We start from the raw sequence: 18,419 nt of genomic DNA on the forward strand, positions 1-18,419 counted from the left end.
AATTTGTTTTACCACAACACAGCATAAATTTGTGACTCTTGGATGGGTCCAAGTGTTCTCGAATCCACACCATTCTCACGGTTATCAGCCAGGACAAAGAAACTTTTTTCTGGGACACTGACTTCTTTCATATCATCATGTTCTGTTTTTCCTTGTGGGATGAGGGCAATCAGTTGGGTTTGCGGTTCTGGGAATAAGGTTGGATCAAGGATGGCGCCATTTCGAAAGACCATTCGTTTTTGCACCGAGATGGAATCCCCTGCTTTTCCAATGATCCTTGCGATCACATAAGAATTTGGATCTAAGGGAGAAACAACAAGGACGATGTCACCAATTCCTAATTGTGATTTTCTATAGAAGCGATTGAAGTAAGCCGTATCACCTTTTTTTAAAGTAGGTTCCATGTAACCATTTGAAATGGAAACAGGCAAAAGGATTTTGTATTTAACAAAGAGGGAAACACCGAGCCCAATGCTCATGGGAAGTAGGATGACAATCAGTTTTGTTTTGAGTGGGACTTTGTTTTTTTGTTTAGACATTGAAATAATTAATCTCTTTTCGTAAACTTTCTGTGAGTTGGTTCATGTTTTGTGAATTTGATTTTGTTCCATCACTTGAAATTGCAGTTGTTTGGGCATGATTATTGATTTCTGCAATGGACCTAGAAATTTCCATCATTGCTGTTTTTTGTTCTTCTGTGGCTTCTCTGATCATTTCAGAGAGCTCACGAATTTGACTGACACCTTCATTCACTTCCTCATTTGTCTCAATTTGTTTTTGGACTACACTTCGGATTTCTTTCGTCATTTGATTGATCGAATTCACACCAGTGATGGTTTCACTTAATATAGAAATGGATTGGTCGATTTTTTCTTGGCCTTGGTTAATTTCCACTTCATTTTGTTTGATAAGTTCTTCGATATCTTCAATGGATTTTGCAGTTTTATCAGCAAGTTTTGAAATTTCATCAGCAACTACCGCAAACCCACGTCCGCTAACACCTGCTCGTGCCGCTTCGATCGCAGCATTGAGTGCGAGAAGGTTGATTTGTTCGGAAATATTATGGATGATTTCAACAACATTTGTCATTTCAGAAGAGGACTGAAAAATTTTATCCATCGATTGTTTCATTTCACCGAGGGATGATTCCCCTTTTTTGGCATCATTTGTGATTTCTTCGACTCGTACATCGGCAATTTGAAATTTTTTATCGATTTCGGAAACTGCCTGGTTTAACTCCGTCATCTTTTTCATCAGTGACACTAACGTGAAAGATTGTGTTTCAGTTCTCTGCGCTACACTTTCAATCCCCGCGGTAATTTCTTCAATTGATGCTGAAATTTCTTCACTACTCGCAGCTTGGTTTTGTGCGGCATCGGAAAGGGTTAACATCGATTCATAAATATCAGAACTAGTATTAGTTAATTCGTTTGATACGTTTTGTGTTTGGTTTACTATTTGGCGTAGTTTGTTTTGGAATTCAAACATGGCATTCGCCATACTTCCAATTTCATCACGGCTTGGGTCATAAAAATCAGATTTTAAATTCCCTTTGACCATTTCGCTGATTCGCACTTTGATTCGTTCTAATGGTTTTAACTTTGATTCGATGACAAGGACTGTCACAATCCCAATAAGAAGTACAACAAGGAAAGATATTCCAAGTGTCAAAAGCAGGCTTCTTAATGTTTTTTCATACAATTCTGCTTTTTCAAAGATACAATAAATGATGTAATTGAATTCAGGATTTTTGACATAAAAGATTCTTTTTTGAGTGCCATCTTCTGTTGAATCTACAAAACCAAGTGCATCTTGTTGTTGGTAAGGAGTGTCAAAGACTAACATCGTTTTGGCGTTATTTCCGATTTCTTTTTTGGCCGTATAATAAACGATGGTTCCATCTCCATCAAAAAAACCAACTTTTCCAGAAATTCCAATTTTTAAGTTCTCTAAAATGAAATTAGATAGTTTTCCAATATTTAAAAACCCACCTACATATCCTTGGAATTGGTTGTTTTCATATACTGGCAAGGTATAAGGAGAAACTATATCTCCTGAAATCTTAGATCTGATACTTGTGTGACGGACTGGGCCTTGTCTTGCTAAATCACCATCTTCAATATAAAAAATCCCACCTGTTTTGGATTTATCATACTCATTTGTGGAGATAAAAATTCCATCCTCTGGTTTATAATAAAACAAAGCTTCCACGGCATGATTTGTACTTCTTAATTGGATTTCGTTTAAGACACTACGGATTCCATTTAAATTTCTTTTAACAATTTGGTCTTTGAGTTTGTTTTCAGTGAATATTGAAATTGTAAGTTTGTCTCGGAAATCAACAAGAGTCAAACGCATAAGTGTTTCCGAATCCATTACGGATTGTTGCATCGATGAGTTGACGAGATCCAACTCTTGTTTGAAGTTCATCCGATAATTGATGATGAACAAAAGCAAAATGGCAGCAAGAAACGCCAAAACGGTTTGGAATCCTAAATTCCTTGATAACTTACGAGTATTGATCCGTGAATTTTTATCCAATCGAATCGAGAGTAATGTTCCTTTGATATTAAATTTTGTTTCAACATGCCCAATGAAAATGGATTGGAATAAAATGGTAAAAGCTAAGGTCATTCCAATCCCGATGGCAAGCTCACTGAGTAAGACAAAATTTTTAGATTTTTGGAAAAAGAGGAGAGCTACGACTACGAACAAATACCCAACACTGTATCGGATCATGACATCGATCATGGAAACTTTTTCTAAATGGTCGAGCCAGAAGTAGGCCTTGTAGTTATCCTTTTTGGAAGAGGTACCATTAAAAATACGGTAAACAGGAGCAAATCGAATCCAATAAAAAGTGGCACAAAAACTGAGAAGGAAAACAACGATGATGGCAGTAGAAATTAGAATGATTTGAAGTTCTTCGCTTGTCCATTGAGTGAAAAAATAGATATATGACAGTAAAATTGGGAAGCCAATTAAGTAGTTAAATCCTTCAAGACCAAAAATTATAAATTTGATCATTTTCCTTATGTCCATACCCTAGGGATACAGATTGTCTAAGAATTGTAAACGTAAAATTCCTGGCTTAACTCTTTATGAAAGATACACTCGTACTCAAAACCATCCAAGAAAAAATTAAAAATTTAGGTAGTTTGCCCGGGTGTTATCTTTGGAAAAACCAAATGGGTCAAGTGATTTACGTAGGTAAAGCACTCAAACTCCAATCGAGAGTTAGGTCCTATCTCAATCCCAACCAAAAAGATAGAAAAACTCGTGCGCTTTTTGTTGAATTATATGATTTAGATTGGATTGCCACAAGGACTGAAAAAGAAGCTCTTCTCCTCGAAGCGACTCTGATAAAAAAATACAATCCGAAGTTCAATGTTAGGTTAAAAGACGATAAAAAATATCCCTTCTTATGCGTTTCGACGAGTGAAGATTACCCAATGGTTATTTTGACCAGGAAAGTAAAGGACAATGGTGATCGGTATTTTGGACCCTTTACCGATGTGAAAGCAGCAAGAGATACCTTAGAATTGATACACAGGATTTTTCCGATCCGTAAAACCAAATTAAAACTCCCTTTACCGAAACCACAAAGACCTTGCCTCAATTTTCATATGGGACGTTGTCTCGGTCCATGCCAAGGGAATATCACAAAAGAAACGTATTCCGAGTTGGTTGAAGAGATCTTACGATTTTTAGAAGGGAAAAAAGAACGATTGGTTGCTGATTTAAAATCGGCAATGGTGTCTGCCTCAGCCAAAATGGAATATGAACGTGCTGGATTTCTCAAACAAAGGATTGAAAAAATCAACCAACTCCGAGAGAAACAAACAGTTGTCAGTTTAGATGGTGGAGATGAAGATATTCTTGGAATCAGCAGACGAGACGATGAAGGGCAAATTGTCATTCTCGAAGTGAGAGGGGGAAGGCTTGAGGGGAAAAAATCGTTTCCACTTTCTGGTCTATCGTTTTCAGATGATGAAGAAGCCTTTACTTCCTTTTTGCGTGATTATTACTTAAATGTGACGTTGTTACCGAGTATTGTTTTTTTACCAATCTCTGCAAAAGGGAATTATGATGTTTTTTTAGAAGCAATCTTAGAAAAATTTGGAACTTCTATCAAACTCAAATTCCCAGAGATGGGACCTAAAAAATCTTTACTCCGTCTAGCAGAGAAAAATGCAGATCTTAGTTTAACAGAAAGGATCCTTGCAACCAAACTCCGCGACCAAACAGTCGCTATGAAAGAACTACAAGAGAAGTTAAATCTTCCTACCTTACCAAGAACCATTGAATGTTATGATATCTCACATTTCCAAGGGAGTTCTCCTGTGGCAAGTGGAGTGATGTTTGTGGAAGGTAAACCTTATAAGTCAGGTTACAGGCATTACAAAATGCGTGGGTATGAAGGAATCAACGACCCTGGTATGATCCATGAAGTGATTGCAAGGCGGTTAAGCCATCTTGTAAATGAAGAGGAACCTCTACCTGATCTTATTGTGATTGATGGGGGTCTAACACAACTTTCACGAGCGGCCGAAGCAGCGAATGCACTTGACTTAGGTCATATACCCATGGTGGGACTTGCTAAAAAACGAGAAGAGATTTATTTTCCAGGTGAAAAACACCCCTATAGTTTCGACATCCATTCACCAATGATGCGTCTCCTTCGCAATTTACGAGATGAAGCCCATCGTTTTGGTGTCACTTTCCAAAGGCTACAAAGGAAGAAAAAAGCACTGAAGTCAATTTTGGATGATATACCAGATATTGGCGCAAGCCGACGAAAAAGTATCCTTACGTATTTTCAGTCTAAGAAAAAAGTAACTGATGCAACGCGGTCTGAGTTAGAAAAGGTGCAAGGAATAGGCCCTGTTCTTGCTGAAAAAATTTATACGAATATCCAAAACTTAAAAAAAATAGAACCGAAGTAACGATTTATCACCACTCCTAAGTTAGGGGTGGCAAAGTGAATCGATGTTTGTATATTTTACTATTTCTCTTTGTTTCCTGTAATTCAAATGGAAATTCTCCTTTTTATTTCTTTCCCAGTGAGATTAGTGACTCTCCTGAATTTCATTTTGAATACGGTAAAAAGGATTCGCAGATCCATACCAATCGATCCAATCAGTTACTTCATTATGAAAATGGAGTTTTATGTGTTTTTTCGATCCCTATTCAATTATATAACAAAGAGTTAGGTGCTAAATTTCGGATTTGTTGGAAGATGGATGAGGTAAGTTCTGTCCGTTGGCAAAATGGATTTGAACTCCTTAATCTGCCCCAAAATGAATACTCTCATTTCCAAGAAATAGGAAAGGATTGGAAAGTTTCCTTAACCGATTATGGAAAATGGAAGGTGAGTCGAGATAAAAATCCGCCAATTCTCGAATGGAAACAACAAATTTGGTCAACGGGTCATGTTTCCTACCAAACCTTTGCCATTCCTCATCCCACCTTTATCCAAAAATCAAACACAGTGTGTGAAGTTGTGTTTCGGTCATTTGCACTTCATGTCACTGAAAACAAAACAAAGGTGATCGTATTTGAATTTCCCTGTCCCAACATTGATTCCATTTTGGAATCAGTTTTAACACAAAACCAAAGTTGGTTATCCAATTGCAAGGTAGAATCACCTATCGTTTCCGAATCATTTCGTCACACAGAATCCAACTTCCAACGATTTCTGGAATGGGAAAATCCGAATGAGTATGTAATTTGCCCATTTGCTGACTCACTCGTAAGGAAGAAAGAAAATGAAATCATTGGATTTCAATCCGAAGAGTTTCGGAATCGCAGTCGTTTGGTATTGCCAAACGGAATTTTACTTCTTTCCGATGATCCTAAATACCAAGGAATTCCCATACCAAAACATTTTTTAGCTGAACTGGGAACTGAAGAAAGCATCAGTTTTGGAGATTCAACTTTCAATGATTCCCAATTTTTTTTCAAACAAGGGGAAGAATTTTTCTCAAACCAGATAAAAACTACTTCTTGCCGAGACCAAATGAATATTTGGAAAACAGAACAATTGTTTTGTGGAAATCCTGGTTTACCCAATGGAATGGAAAAAGATGAAATCAATGCAACAATTCCAGGATGCACAGAAAACCAAATCAAACTCACTGAGTTTTATCCAGGGAATCATAAAGAAACAGGTTTTCCTCTCCCTTCATTTTTTGAATTCCAAAACAAAGGTGATGTTTGTGATGTATCATCTTTAAATTGGATCTATGAAGGAGTCACATACCCTCTATCTGCGAAAGAAAAAATACTTCTAAAAGATGATGTTTTGGTCCTCACAAGAGAACCTTGGATTGGTTGGAATTTATCCGAAACGGTAAAACCATTTACCATTCCAAAAGTTGTTTTTCAAATTCCTTCCCATTCGATCCAAAATCGAAAATCAAAAAATACGATTCAATACGAGCCAAGTCCCAATCGAATCCACTTATTAAGAAGAGGAGACCAAAACTTGTTTTCCATTTATATCGATGATATTGAGACTCCGCATCCAAAATCTGTGTGCCAAAAAGACTTGCTATCATTTGGATTCCAATTGAGCCCAGGGAAACACGAAAGCACTATCGTAAAACAATTGGCTAGCCAACTTTTGGAATTTGCCGTCACTCCATTTCCGTTTTTGGATTTTGGTTATTCTGAATTAGAAGAAGGTATTGGTTCCTTCCGAACTGTTGCAACTAAGGAGTATTTCTATTGGAAACCAGCATTAACCGGTGTTTTAAGTTTTGGATACGGATCTAGTCTTTGTAACGGAGAAAAACTTTACCAGTTACCTCCTGAATTTTTTTCCAATCATTTTAATTCTGTGGAATACTTAGATAAAGATACTTCACAAATAGTTTTGTCACAATGGACAGATTCCATTCTGACAGAAAAATCACATGGCGATACTCGTTCCCTCCATCCTGAACCTGCACCGATTTACTTTTCTTCATCACTTCGACCATCTGCTACTTGCCCTGGAATTTGGAGGAGTCCTGGGATTGGAAAACAGAGGAGTTTGGAAATCATCAAAGCAAACACAGAAGAGAAGTATCATACTAATTTATTTCTCGATTCATTGATTGAAGTCCAAATAGGTAATGTAAGGCAAAAACAACAGATAAACATACTTCCCTTATCAAATAAAACCTTTTCACTTCAGCTAGCAAACGTTAATTTAGGTATTCCTGAAGAACAGATATATTCCTACTTCTCTCACCCAGAGCTTGTTAAATCTGTTGGATTTTTAGAAAAGAAAGGTCCGGTTCAGATTGAAGCCATTTTTCCCAATCCAATTCAATCACAGAACGAATGGATTTATATATGCAATCGATCTACAAATCCAGAAGACTTAAGTGAATATTCGATAGAAGATGAAACCTCAATCGATCTGATTGTGCCATACCAAACTCGGTTTCCGAATTCAAACCCGAAAGGGATTCATGGGAATGGATTTATCACTAACGATTCGATCCTTCATCCTTCTACCTGCGCTTGGATCGTCGATCCAGATGGTAAGGATTGGTATTTGCCAATCTTCCATTCGGAATCAGACCGTTTATTGACCGTAATATCAACGCAAACTATAGGGAATGGAATTTCATCAGGTGAGTATCTACAATTAAAAAAAAGAGTCAATGGAGAAACCATACTCATATCTGCTTTTGGGCATAAAGAAAGTGCCAATCCTTTTCGAAAACATGTGAACACAGGCGAATACCTTTGGTTAAAAAAAGAGAAAGACGGAATAAACATCGATCACTTTGAAATCTATCGTGAGGAAAATTGAGATCCATTTTTTTTCTATCTAAGGTTTTTGTTTGCTTAATGTTCTTTTACCCATTGAATTCATTGCTAGCGATTGGATGGGAGGTTGGAATTTATGGTTACGAATTGTTTTTAAAAGAAAACTTAAATCAAAAATACAAACAATCAGAAGTTCCCGGTTGGGACTTTCATTTTCAAAAATTGGGAAAAGTATTTACAAGTGAACCATATTTAAATCGTATCTCCGGAGAATCTATGTTTGTTGGTCTAAAAGATAAAAATAACAAAAATCAGATCCTTTGGGATTTAGACATAAAATTAACAACAGGTCCAGATACAGGTCTCAGAAATTATTATCTAGGAAAAAATCATTACTTTGGTTATATAACAAATCAATTTTTTCTTGGAGTAGGAAGAAGGGAACATCTCTTTTCACCAAAAAGTTTTAGTACACATTATGATGGAGGTGATGGTTTATTCTTAGAACTTAAACCTTTGGAGCTTTTGACATTTCAATTCTTTCTTTGGGATTTTTATTCGGGATCAATTCTTTTGTCAAAAGATCAATTTCGAAGTTTGTTACAGTTGCCAAATGAAAAAGATCAATACCAAACAAACAATGTGACTTCATTTCGAAGAAACCATCACCGACGGCAAAGTTTTGGATTCGTATATGGTAAATCATTGGTTTTACGATCAGGATTTCATTATTTGGAATTCGGAAGTTTAGGTCCATATAACAAAGACCATCCACATGAAACGAAAATAAATGAAGCAGATGGAGACTCTTTGTTTTCAGGGAATTTTGGATTTGGTTTTCATACGGAACAATTTTCCTTTGATATAGATTTTTTGTGGTGTAAAGGAAATGACCGGACACGTTCACAAATTGCAAGTCAACCAGGTTCGATTCCTATTGCAGGAGAGGCAATTCAAGTTGGAGGCGAATTTCGATTCGGTCGTTTTAAGTTTCGGAATTCTCATATGCTATCTGATCGTGCAGAAAAGAATGAAAAACAACAAATTGTAAAAGAAGGTTTTATTTCCTTAGGGTCTCACCCAAGCCAAACACCCTACATTTCTCAAATCTTTCGTTTGTTTCCTTCTGCGGCTGTGACTGAAAATGGTTATGAAAAAAACTTTGCCATCATTGAAGGTCGATCTTTCGGATACTTATCAGAATTAGTTTTGGTTTTTCAATATGAACAATTCTTCATTAAGTGGATCGGGAATTATTTTGTGCCATACAAGCAGATTGGACCAAGTGATGGAAGGATCAGTTTCCAAAATCGTGAGTTTGAAAGGTTTTTCATCGGAGAAGGAATGGTTGAGATATCTGTAAACGATGGGTTTGGATTTGAACTGGGAGTTGGAATGTCTAAATTATTTTTACCGGAATCATTTGGGATTCATTCCAATTTTGGATATGTGTATGGAAGGTTACAAATTTGAAAGCAGATTCATTTGGATTGAAACAAAGATTTGTGACTATAATCATTGCGTTATTGTCCATACAATGCCATTCTCAAAAATCCAAACTTGATCTATCATCCTTATTATACGCCCAACCTCCATTAAACGAAATCTATTTTTCTTACCCTGGGCGAAATGTTTCCATAGAGAAAAAGAGAATTGTCAAAGATGTGATTTTATCTGAAATCCGAAAATCCAAAGAATCGATTCGAATGTATGTGTATTCTTTAGATGATTACGAAATTTTAACAGAATTATATTTAAAACAAAGGTCAGGAGTAAACATCCAAATTTTTGGTGATAAGGAAGAAGAATATCCAGAATTAGAATCGCTTGGATTTCAAGTTGTTAGATGGGTTGGTTCCGGGATTCATCATACCAAAATCATCATTTTTGATCGATTCAGATTATTTTTAGGAACTGGAAATTTTACCTCTCATGGTTTGGAAACTGATCACAATGTATACTGGATTCAAACAATTTCCAATGAAGAATCAGACCAACTTATTTCCACCTTAGAAGGAAAAAATCCACTAGGGAGATTAAGAATTGGGAGGTTAGATTATATATTCGCCCCAGAAGCCGGTTTTGAAATCCAGTCACAACTACTGGATGCAATTGATGGCGCAAAATCCTCAATCCAATATTTAATATACTCACATTTTGATCCTGTTATGACTTGGAAGTTAATGCAAGCTGCGAATAGGGGAGTTTTCATACAAGGCATTTATAATGTTCCCATCAATCCGGAAGGTGAGTTTCTCAGTCAAAACTTACATTTTCCATCTCAAATATGGGAAGATGGGAATGTCGATTTTATTTTTAAAGATGATGTCTACAAAGGAGGTTTGTTACATCACAAAACGATGTTAGTTGATGGAAAAGATGTATATGTAGGTTCTTACAATTATTCTGTTTCAGCTAGAGACAAAAATAAAGAAATTTTTGTAAAAATTTCTCATCCTTTGGTAATGAATGAATTTTTAATGGAATGGAAAAGGATACAATTGAATGCAATACCAATTTCTCGCGCTGCCTTACTAGAAAATACAAATAGCCAATCTCTACTAAAATCATACACGATTCAAACATTTCAGAATGATTTATTCGAAACCAATTTATTTTTCCAAAAAGCAGGGAACCTGGACTCTAATTCCACAGCTTTGTCCAAACAATACCTAAATTCACTAGGGTTACAAACAATGTCCAATGGAACACAAGAAGGGACCACGACCGAACGATTTGAATTCAGTTCGATTCAATTCGACCCCATTTGGGAAAAAAGTGAAGTGGACAAGTCCACACTTCACTTACAAAGTTACTTTTTTGGTACAAAGGTTACGTTATCAAGCGGTGAACCTGTGTTATCGATTTCAATTTGGGACGGGTCAAGTCCGAAGGAAAACATTCCACTCGATGGGATGTCCTTCGCAATGGGTCGATCCGATTTTCGCGTTGGTAAAAATCTTTGGATGTGGGTTCGAACAGAGAATCGAGTTTTATCTTTCTGTCATACAAAACAAAAAGGAGTTGTACCAATTTGGATGGTGTATTTAATAAATCGGATCTTTACAAAACAGAATCAAACTCTTACTTGTTCCTCAGGTTAGTTTGATTTTCATTCAAGTTTATCTTCAATGACGGGTACTAGTAATTTTGCGATCTCTTCTTGTAGTTTCATGTAGTTATTGATACCAAGATGTGTGATTTGTTTATTCACATCATTTAACATCGTTTGGATGAGGAGGATGAGTGTGTGTTTTTTATCTTGTGGAAGTTTCGAATCATGGATTAGGTCGGACATGGCTTGTCCAGTCTGTCATGGAAATCAGAATTTCCAAGCATTTTTAAACCCAGTTTTTCAGTTCGAGTTCTTTTAGTTTTGGAGCCATTCTGTAAGTAAAAATCACAATAAAAACAGTCATTGTGGCACCGAACACAACTGACCCAACGGTGCCTAAAAACTTGGCAGAAACTCCAGATTCGAAGGCTCCAATTTCATTTGAGGAACCGATGAATACCTTGTTGATGGCACTCACTCGACCTCTCATCTCTTCTGGTGTCATTGTTTGCATAATGGTTGATCGAACGACAACGGATACACTATCAAAAACTCCAGATAAAAATAATGCGAAAAGTGAGATATAGAACGAAGTAGAAAGCCCAAACACCAACATACAAATTCCAAAACCAAATACACAAGAAAGTAAAACCTTACCTGATTTTTCAAGAGGGGGTTTGTAAGTTAAGTAGTAGGCCATTAGTAAAGCACCAAATGAGGGGGCAGCACGTAAATACCCAAGTCCTTCGGAGCCTACAAATAAAATGTCTTTTGCAAATACAGGGAGTAAGGCAACTGCACCACCGAATAAAACCGCAAACATATCGAGTGCCATTGCACCTAACATGATTTCGTTCTTTAAAACAAACCGAAGTCCTTTGAGTAAACTATCTTTTAACGCTTCCTTTTCCTTACGTTCAGGTAAACTTCGTTTACGGATCCAAAAGAATAAAAGGAAAGGGAGACCAATACAAATACTATCGAGTCCATACGCCCATTCAATTCCTAAACTTCCATAAACGATCCCTCCAAGAGCAGGACCAATGACTGCCCCAGCTTGGAAAGAAGTTCCCATCCATGCAGCAGAGTGTGGGTAGTGTTCTCTTGGTACCAGTTGGGTAACAAAACTAAAGATGGCAGGGGAGATAAATCCACGAGCAATGCCAGATACCAAAATCACGAGAAATATGGGATACGCTTTATAGGTTTCTAACAAATAATACAAAGGCCCAGTAAAAGCAAATAATGTGAGAGAACATAGAAGTAAAAAAAAGAGACAAACTACGATGATATTGCGACGATCTCGAAGATCTGCTAGGTGGCCTGCATAAAGTGCAACAAGAATCGATGGGATTGCTTCGAATAAACCGACAAGGCCAAGATCTAGCACACTCCCTGTAAGCTCATAAACCTGCCATCCAACAATGGTTGCTTGGATATTGATCGCAAGGACCATAAAAAAACGAGCTACGATAAAAAATCGAAAGTCCTTGTGTTGGAAAATGGCCAAAGAAAGATTTTTTTTCATCTCGATTCAGCCAATGTTTTCCTAAAGAAATATGGGGCAATTCACAAAATCAAAAAATCTATTAATTCGTTTCACTTCCCAGTTGGAAATTCAATGTTTTGACAGCTTCTTCATTTCCTACTTGGTCTATCGCATAATAAAAAATTTGGAAAGAACCTTTACATTCCGTTTTTAAATTCACAACAGATAAATCAGAAGTAAATGATTTGAATTCAGCTTGTGTTCCCGATTGGCAAGTAGTCGAATACAAAATATCTTTGAGCCCACTGCGATTGTCTTTTGCTACAAATCTGATTTTTGAATCTGGTGATAAAAAATTCATATTCCCTTTGCCTTTTGTTTGGGAACCAATCCATTCCACACTCGTTTCAGGTGGTTTTGTATCACGCACAAAATCAATGATTTGAATGGGTTCTTTATTCCCTGCCATATCAATTGAAAAATAAAGAAGTTTGTATTCGCCTTCCTCAGAAAAAGGAATCGATGCCAGTGATTTTGCCGAATTCCATTGACCGTCATTGATACGGTAACGCACTTCTGCAACACCAGATGCATCATCAACTGGTGCAACTGTGATAAAATCCTTTGTAAGGAATCGAGTTTCTTCTTTTTCTTTAACGATCACAAAACTTTCGTAAGATACAACTGAGACAATTTTTTTGGGAATTGGTTTTGGTTCAAAGGTTTTTTTCGAAACAAACTCTTTGGGTACAGAAAGTGGACTACTTGGGTCAACATTTGTAGAATACACTTGAGTCCAAAAACCTTTGGCTCCATAATCACCTAACCTACGTACTCGAAAGTATTCGAAGTCGTCTTTTGGTGTGACTGTGATTCGATTCCCTTTGAATTGGATGACTTCTGGAGGTTTTGGTGCTATGGATGCTTCGGTTTCATTTGGTTTATCTTGCCAAAGTTCTAATTCGAATTTAGCTTCTGCATCTGCATCAATCAAGATCCGAAGTTCCCTTTTGGGTTTGGATTCAAGGGAACCTAAAATTAGAAATAAAACGGTAAGGATGAGAGTGAGTGTTTGTTTCATATCCCTTCTATTCTTCTTTGATACGTGGTGCTTCTGGAATTTTATAAGGTTGAACAGGGGATTTTCCTTTTTCAACAAAAGTTGCCATCCCTTGTGTGAGTTCTACCGTTTTCCCTTGCGCATTGACATCGACAACACCCTCAAAACAAGAAATTGTAGAACTAAGTTTTTCATCTAATTCCACACGGAATTCAGTCCCTCGTACACCCGCAGTCGAAGAAGGGCTTACAATGTTGAATTTATGCGTGGTTGTTGGTGGGTTACTTTTTGTTACTTTCGCGTCGAGGCTTCCTTTGAAGAGAGCAACCGTTACAGGCCCACCTTTTTTATCTTCACCCTTCACTTCAAAATGGCTATTGTTTAAGATACGAACCATTCCGACTTGGTTGATGTGAATGTCAGTTTTACCTTTTCCGCTCGTTTTGATTTGGTCATTGGGGTGGAGTTCTTGGCCTAGTTTGAGTGGAACCCATGGACCTTTCCCACCTGTTCCATTCCATTCAACCTGACCCATTACAAATTCAGTCACACCAACGACAGGCTTTCGGAGGAAGACAGGGACAATTAAAGTCAAACCTGGTTTGATTAAATCAGGGTTTGGGATTTTGTTGTGTTTGAGTAGTTCAGGCCAACGTTTCGGATCCGAGAGGTGGCGTTCTGAGATGAGAGAAAGTGTCTCTCCCTTTTGTACGGTGATGGTAATGGGTTCCAATGCCGCATCTGGTTCTGCCATAAGAGGCAATTGGCAGATCATTATGATAAGTACTAGGATTGTTAGTATGGACTTTCTCATATTCATATAGTCTCAAACTTCAGTTTAAATTTCCAGCGATTTCGTAATTCTTGGGGATTTTTCTAAACAAAGAATTCCATCATCGGTTTCGAATCATCTAAAGAATGGATGCATTAAAACCGATTTAAGCCTATTTTTTTCAAACTCATTCCCCAAATTACTCATTTTTACCCTTATCAAAGTTAGGCCCTATTCCAATTGTAAAAAATAGATCCCAAGTGCTGCTGCCATATGGGGGTGATGAATGGTTCCATCTAGTAACAGTTGTTTGACTTCCTTGGGTGATTTTAATACAATTTCAATATCTTCACCTTCATCAAATTCTACATCGTGAGTTGGCTCTACATCATAGGCAACATAGGAATAAGACCAATTGGTAAACATGGCAGGGTTACCTGAAAATTTGGATAACAATCGGATTTTGGAAAGATCAGTAGCATACCCAGTTTCTTCTCTGAGTTCTCGGATGACAGAATCCAATTCTGCATTTGGTCCTTCATCATCGACAATTCCTCCTGGAATTTCTAAACTCTCTTCTCCGATCCCATGTCTGTATTGTTTGATGAGTAAAATGTCTCCAGACTTTGTGATTGGGACAACATTCACCCAGTTTTTAGATTTCAAAACATAATATGTTTTTTCTTTCTCTACTCGTGGGAGTTTGATATCAAATGATGCTAAGGTATAAATGGGAGTTGGGAATAAATCTTTCCAATTTTTTCGTTCTTTCAAGTTGTATATCGTCCTTATCGGCTGAGGGTTTGCATTTTTAATTCAAAGTAAAAAAACTACCTTTGACTACCTTTTTTTAAAAATCAAAATCTTCCTCCTTGCTTAAGAAAGCATGCTCTGAAATCCTTTCCTTATGAAATTATACGGTAGCATCACATCTCCCTATGTCAGACGGATTCGTTTCCTTTGTTTAGAATTGGGAATTCCCTTTGAAATGGTAGACACCTTGACGGAAGCTGGGCAAAAAGAACTTAGAGAAAAAAATCCACTTTGGAAAGTGCCTTACTTAGAATCAGGTGATTTAAAAATTTGGGACAGCCATACCATCACCGACTACATCCTTTCCACAAAGGGGAATGGAAACTTCCGTCCGAAAGAGGGAGATCATTATTACCGAGAAGCAAACCTTCTCACAGCCATTGACCAAGCTCTCGACAATGCTATCCTTTTGTTTTATCTGAATAAAGAAGGGATAAAACCTGATGCAGCACCGTACTTAACAAAAAATGCACTTAGGATTAGTTCTATTCTCGATTACGTCAAACGCGAGTTAAGTGGCAATTTTTTCTTTTCTGATAAAAAAGTTGGTTTATCTGAAATCGCGTTGTACTCCACTCTCGATTGGATCCGATTCCGGTCGGTTTTGCCGATTCTGGAAGAAGAGATATTTGTGAATTTTCTCAATTTCCATGGTCCAAACAAATCATGGATGGAAACTGCACCAAAGTAGGCAGGAGAAACCTTTTTTACTAGACCCCATTTGATTTCACTGGATTATGTCCCTTACTGGACCCCCTATGAAATTGAATGCGGCACAAATGGAAGCAGTATCCACCATCCAAGGCCCCCTTCTTGTCTTCGCAGGAGCAGGCTCTGGGAAAACAAGGGTCATCACCAATCGGATCGCTCATATGGTGGAAGGGGTAAAGATCCCTGCGAGTAAAATTGTTGCCCTCTCTTTTACCAATAAAAGTGCCAAAGAAATGGCAGAACGCCTCCGGAAGATGGTCCCTCGGGAAAAACTAAAGGGAATAACCCTTTCTACCTTTCATTCCTTAGGTCTAAAAATCCTAAAAGAACATATTACCAAACTTGGTTACAACGAAACATTTTTGCTCTTTAATGGTACAGACCAAGAAGCCTTTGTGTCCGACCTGTTAAAATCCAAACGGCTCGACCCAAAAAAAGTGCCACCGAGGGAAATATTACGGCGGATCTCGTATGCCAAAAATACACAAGTCCATCCAAAAGACAATGGTCTCACCGGGGAATTCGATCTTGTGGCAGCAGAGATTTTTCCCATGTATGAGGATGGTCTAAAAGAAAAAAATGCCATCGACTTTGATGATTTAATCTTATTGCCAAAACGCCTGTTAGCTGAATTTCCAGACATTGCTGCCTATTACCAGAGGAAACACGAATACTTTCTCGTAGATGAGTTCCAAGATACAAACCAACTCCAATATGAGTTTTTGTCACTTTTTCGTGGGAAAAGTGATAACCTCTGTGTGGTGGGTGATGATGATCAAAGTATCTATGCCTTTCGGGGTTCGAATGTCCAACTCATCTTAAATTTTGAAAGGGAATTCCCTCATGCAAAAGTTGTGCGGTTACTCGAAAATTATCGGTCTACATCCCTCATCATCCAAGCAGCCAACTCCCTGATCCAAAACAATAAGGGCCGAAAAGAAAAAACCTTGTACAGTAGGATCCCTTCTGCAGAACGAGTGGAATACTATGAAACTTCGGACGAAAGGGAAGAAGCTATTTTTGTCGCGGGTCGGATCCAGTCTCTTCTCATCAAAAATGAAATTAAGGGAAAAGAAATTGCCATCCTCTTTCGTACCAATTTCCAATCTCGTCCTTTCGAAGAAGAACTTCGCAACCGTAGCATTCCTTACAAGGTAGTGGGTGGATATAATTTCTTTGACCGAAAGGAAATCAGAGATTGTATCTCATACCTTCGCTATGTCGCAAACCCGAAGGACGATTACTCCCTCCTTCGGATCATCAACTACCCAAAACGTGGGATCGGTCCTGGTACCATGCAAAAACTTCAGGAAGAGGCATTCACTCATAAACAATCTCTCTATGAAATCTTTCATAAAATGATCGAGAGTCCTGACTATTTACCCGAAGTAAAAGCTAAGGTAAGGCAAGAAATTTACCAATTTGTGGAAATGGTAGATGCCTTTAAAAAGAAGTTTGCGATGTCCCAGAAATTGGCTCCCGTTCTCAGAGAAATGATCACCCAAATTGGGTTTGAACGAGAAATTTCCATGGAAGAAAGCGAAGAGAAGGTGGTGAAGGCTAGGATCTACAATTTAAGTGAACTAGTGAACATGTTGTCCTTTTTTGAGGAAGAAGAGGGCAGAGAAGGAAAAGCCACCATTTTTGACTTCCTGCAAAGGCTTGTTCTTCTGATGGAGGACGAACCAAAGGAAGACGAAGAGGACAGACGGGTACAATTATTGACCATGCACCAGTCCAAAGGACTCGAATACGATTTAGTTTTTTTAGTGGGACTGGAAGAGGGAATTTTACCGAACTCACGTGTTATAGAAGAAGAAGGGGAAGTGGTCGATGAAGAACGACGCCTTCTCTACGTGGGTATGACTCGCCCAAGACGAAAATTGTACTTGACTTCGGCTCGTACAAGACGCAAATTTGGGGAGCAAATCGAGAGTGCCCCCTCTCGGTTTTTAAACGAGCTGTCTCAGGACGCTGTTCTTTTTTTCCCGATGGAAACAAAGGATAGAGACACAGAAACTAAGAATTTCTTAGAGGAATTAGACAAACTAAAGGTAGGCTAATGAAATCGATTCTCCCACTCACCCTCCTATTGTTGGTAGTGGCATTTGAAAATTGCGCATCAAATAAGGAAACCATCCGCCCAGGAGTTTCTAAAATCAATACAGGGTCTCATTTGGCCCAAATCGAAGCAATCGATGCTGATCTCAAATCCTCTACACTATCCGACGAGTCTCGCGACAAACTCATCATCAAAAAGGGAAAATTATTACTCGATTTAGGTCGTTATGAAGAAACGATCACAACCCTCAACCAAGTGAACCAAGCAAAAGCAAATCCTGTGCAATTGTCTGAGTGGAATTTGGCGATGGGAAAGGCATACATTGGGAAAAACGAATACAGCAAAGCCATTCAGTTTCTCAACCAATCCGAAAAACTCGATAAAAATACGAACCTGATGGAACGTAAAAAACTCGTCGTACAGTCTCTTGTTGCGGAAAGGGAATATTACCCAGCTCTTGCGACTCTGACAAAGACGTATACCAAAGGGAATCAGAAAAAAGATGAGTTCTATTATGAGACAGCGGCAAAGACCTATCTCAAAATGGGATTTGAATACAAAAACACTGGTTTTTATCAAAAAGGTTTACAAGTGGCAAACCTTGGACTGGAAGAATTTCCAAATAACGAAACATTAAAGTCCATCCAAAAGGAATGTTTGGAAGTGTTACAGCCGGAGGGCAAACTCTAAGGT

General features: G+C 37.9%; 14 protein-coding genes. 7 read left to right on the top strand and 7 right to left on the bottom strand.

The window, feature by feature from the left end; translation table 11 throughout:
* Positions 1-8: 8 nt before the first annotated feature.
* The gene (lepB, locus tag EHQ43_RS18040) at positions 9-539 is read right to left on the bottom strand and encodes a signal peptidase I (RefSeq protein ID WP_135742310.1); all 531 of its coding nucleotides are present in this window, start codon (positions 537-539) and stop codon (positions 9-11) included.
* Positions 532-3,027: a methyl-accepting chemotaxis protein gene (locus EHQ43_RS18045; protein WP_167481824.1), complete on the bottom strand. Its 2,496-nt coding sequence runs from the start codon at positions 3,025-3,027 to the stop codon at positions 532-534. Before EHQ43_RS18045 ends, lepB begins: the two co-directional genes overlap by 8 nt.
* A gap of 74 nt (positions 3,028-3,101) precedes the next feature.
* On the opposite strand from EHQ43_RS18045, the gene uvrC reads away from it, so the two are divergent.
* From uvrC to EHQ43_RS18065, 4 genes are read left to right on the top strand one after another with little or no spacing between them, the layout of a single operon-like run.
* Positions 3,102-4,946, top strand: coding sequence for an excinuclease ABC subunit UvrC (uvrC, locus tag EHQ43_RS18050; protein ID WP_135771939.1), 1,845 nt, complete (start codon positions 3,102-3,104; stop codon positions 4,944-4,946).
* A 35-nt stretch (positions 4,947-4,981) separates the two neighbouring features.
* The gene (locus EHQ43_RS18055; protein ID WP_135771940.1) at positions 4,982-7,807 is read left to right on the top strand and encodes an LIC11755 family lipoprotein; all 2,826 of its coding nucleotides are present in this window, start codon (positions 4,982-4,984) and stop codon (positions 7,805-7,807) included.
* Between the two features lie 38 nt (positions 7,808-7,845).
* Positions 7,846-9,237 carry an LA_2168 family protein gene (locus EHQ43_RS18060; RefSeq protein WP_135771941.1) on the top strand — a complete coding sequence of 464 codons (1,392 nt, stop codon included), beginning with the start codon at positions 7,846-7,848 and terminating at the stop codon, positions 9,235-9,237.
* The gene (locus EHQ43_RS18065; RefSeq protein WP_135771942.1) at positions 9,234-10,868 is read left to right on the top strand and encodes a phospholipase D-like domain-containing protein; all 1,635 of its coding nucleotides are present in this window, start codon (positions 9,234-9,236) and stop codon (positions 10,866-10,868) included. The genes EHQ43_RS18060 and EHQ43_RS18065 overlap by 4 nt, the downstream gene beginning before the upstream one ends.
* A gap of 8 nt (positions 10,869-10,876) precedes the next feature.
* On the opposite strand, the gene EHQ43_RS18070 is transcribed toward EHQ43_RS18065, so the two are convergent.
* From EHQ43_RS18070 to EHQ43_RS18090, 5 genes are all read right to left on the bottom strand, one after another.
* On the bottom strand, positions 10,877-11,062 hold the full coding sequence (locus EHQ43_RS18070; protein ID WP_135754351.1) for a hypothetical protein: 186 nt from the start codon (positions 11,060-11,062) through the stop codon (positions 10,877-10,879).
* Between the two features lie 43 nt (positions 11,063-11,105).
* Entirely contained in the window at positions 11,106-12,347 is a 1,242-nt protein-coding gene (locus EHQ43_RS18075) for an MFS transporter (RefSeq protein ID WP_135754350.1), read from the bottom strand.
* Between the two features lie 61 nt (positions 12,348-12,408).
* The gene (locus EHQ43_RS18080) at positions 12,409-13,389 is read right to left on the bottom strand and encodes an LBF_2017 N-terminal domain-containing protein (RefSeq protein WP_135771943.1); all 981 of its coding nucleotides are present in this window, start codon (positions 13,387-13,389) and stop codon (positions 12,409-12,411) included.
* A gap of 7 nt (positions 13,390-13,396) precedes the next feature.
* Positions 13,397-14,182 carry a FecR family protein gene (locus tag EHQ43_RS18085; RefSeq protein ID WP_135754349.1) on the bottom strand — a complete coding sequence of 262 codons (786 nt, stop codon included), beginning with the start codon at positions 14,180-14,182 and terminating at the stop codon, positions 13,397-13,399.
* A 189-nt stretch (positions 14,183-14,371) separates the two neighbouring features.
* The gene (locus EHQ43_RS18090) at positions 14,372-14,914 is read right to left on the bottom strand and encodes an NUDIX hydrolase (protein WP_135771944.1); all 543 of its coding nucleotides are present in this window, start codon (positions 14,912-14,914) and stop codon (positions 14,372-14,374) included.
* Positions 14,915-15,047: 133 nt separating this feature from the next.
* On the opposite strand from EHQ43_RS18090, the gene EHQ43_RS18095 reads away from it, so the two are divergent.
* From EHQ43_RS18095 to EHQ43_RS18105, 3 genes are all read left to right on the top strand, one after another.
* Complete coding sequence (locus tag EHQ43_RS18095; protein ID WP_135754347.1) at positions 15,048-15,644, top strand: glutathione S-transferase family protein; 597 nt, start codon at positions 15,048-15,050, stop codon at positions 15,642-15,644.
* 67 nt (positions 15,645-15,711) lie between these two features.
* Positions 15,712-17,727, top strand: a complete 2,016-nt coding sequence (locus EHQ43_RS18100) for an ATP-dependent helicase (protein ID WP_208731142.1) — start codon at positions 15,712-15,714, stop codon at positions 17,725-17,727.
* Positions 17,727-18,416: a tetratricopeptide repeat protein gene (locus tag EHQ43_RS18105; RefSeq protein ID WP_108958518.1), complete on the top strand. Its 690-nt coding sequence runs from the start codon at positions 17,727-17,729 to the stop codon at positions 18,414-18,416. The genes EHQ43_RS18100 and EHQ43_RS18105 overlap by 1 nt, the downstream gene beginning before the upstream one ends.
* The last annotated feature ends 3 nt before the right edge of the window (positions 18,417-18,419 follow it).

It is taken from the genome of Leptospira bouyouniensis, from assembly GCF_004769525.1.
GTDB lineage: Bacteria > Spirochaetota > Leptospiria > Leptospirales > Leptospiraceae > Leptospira_A > Leptospira_A bouyouniensis.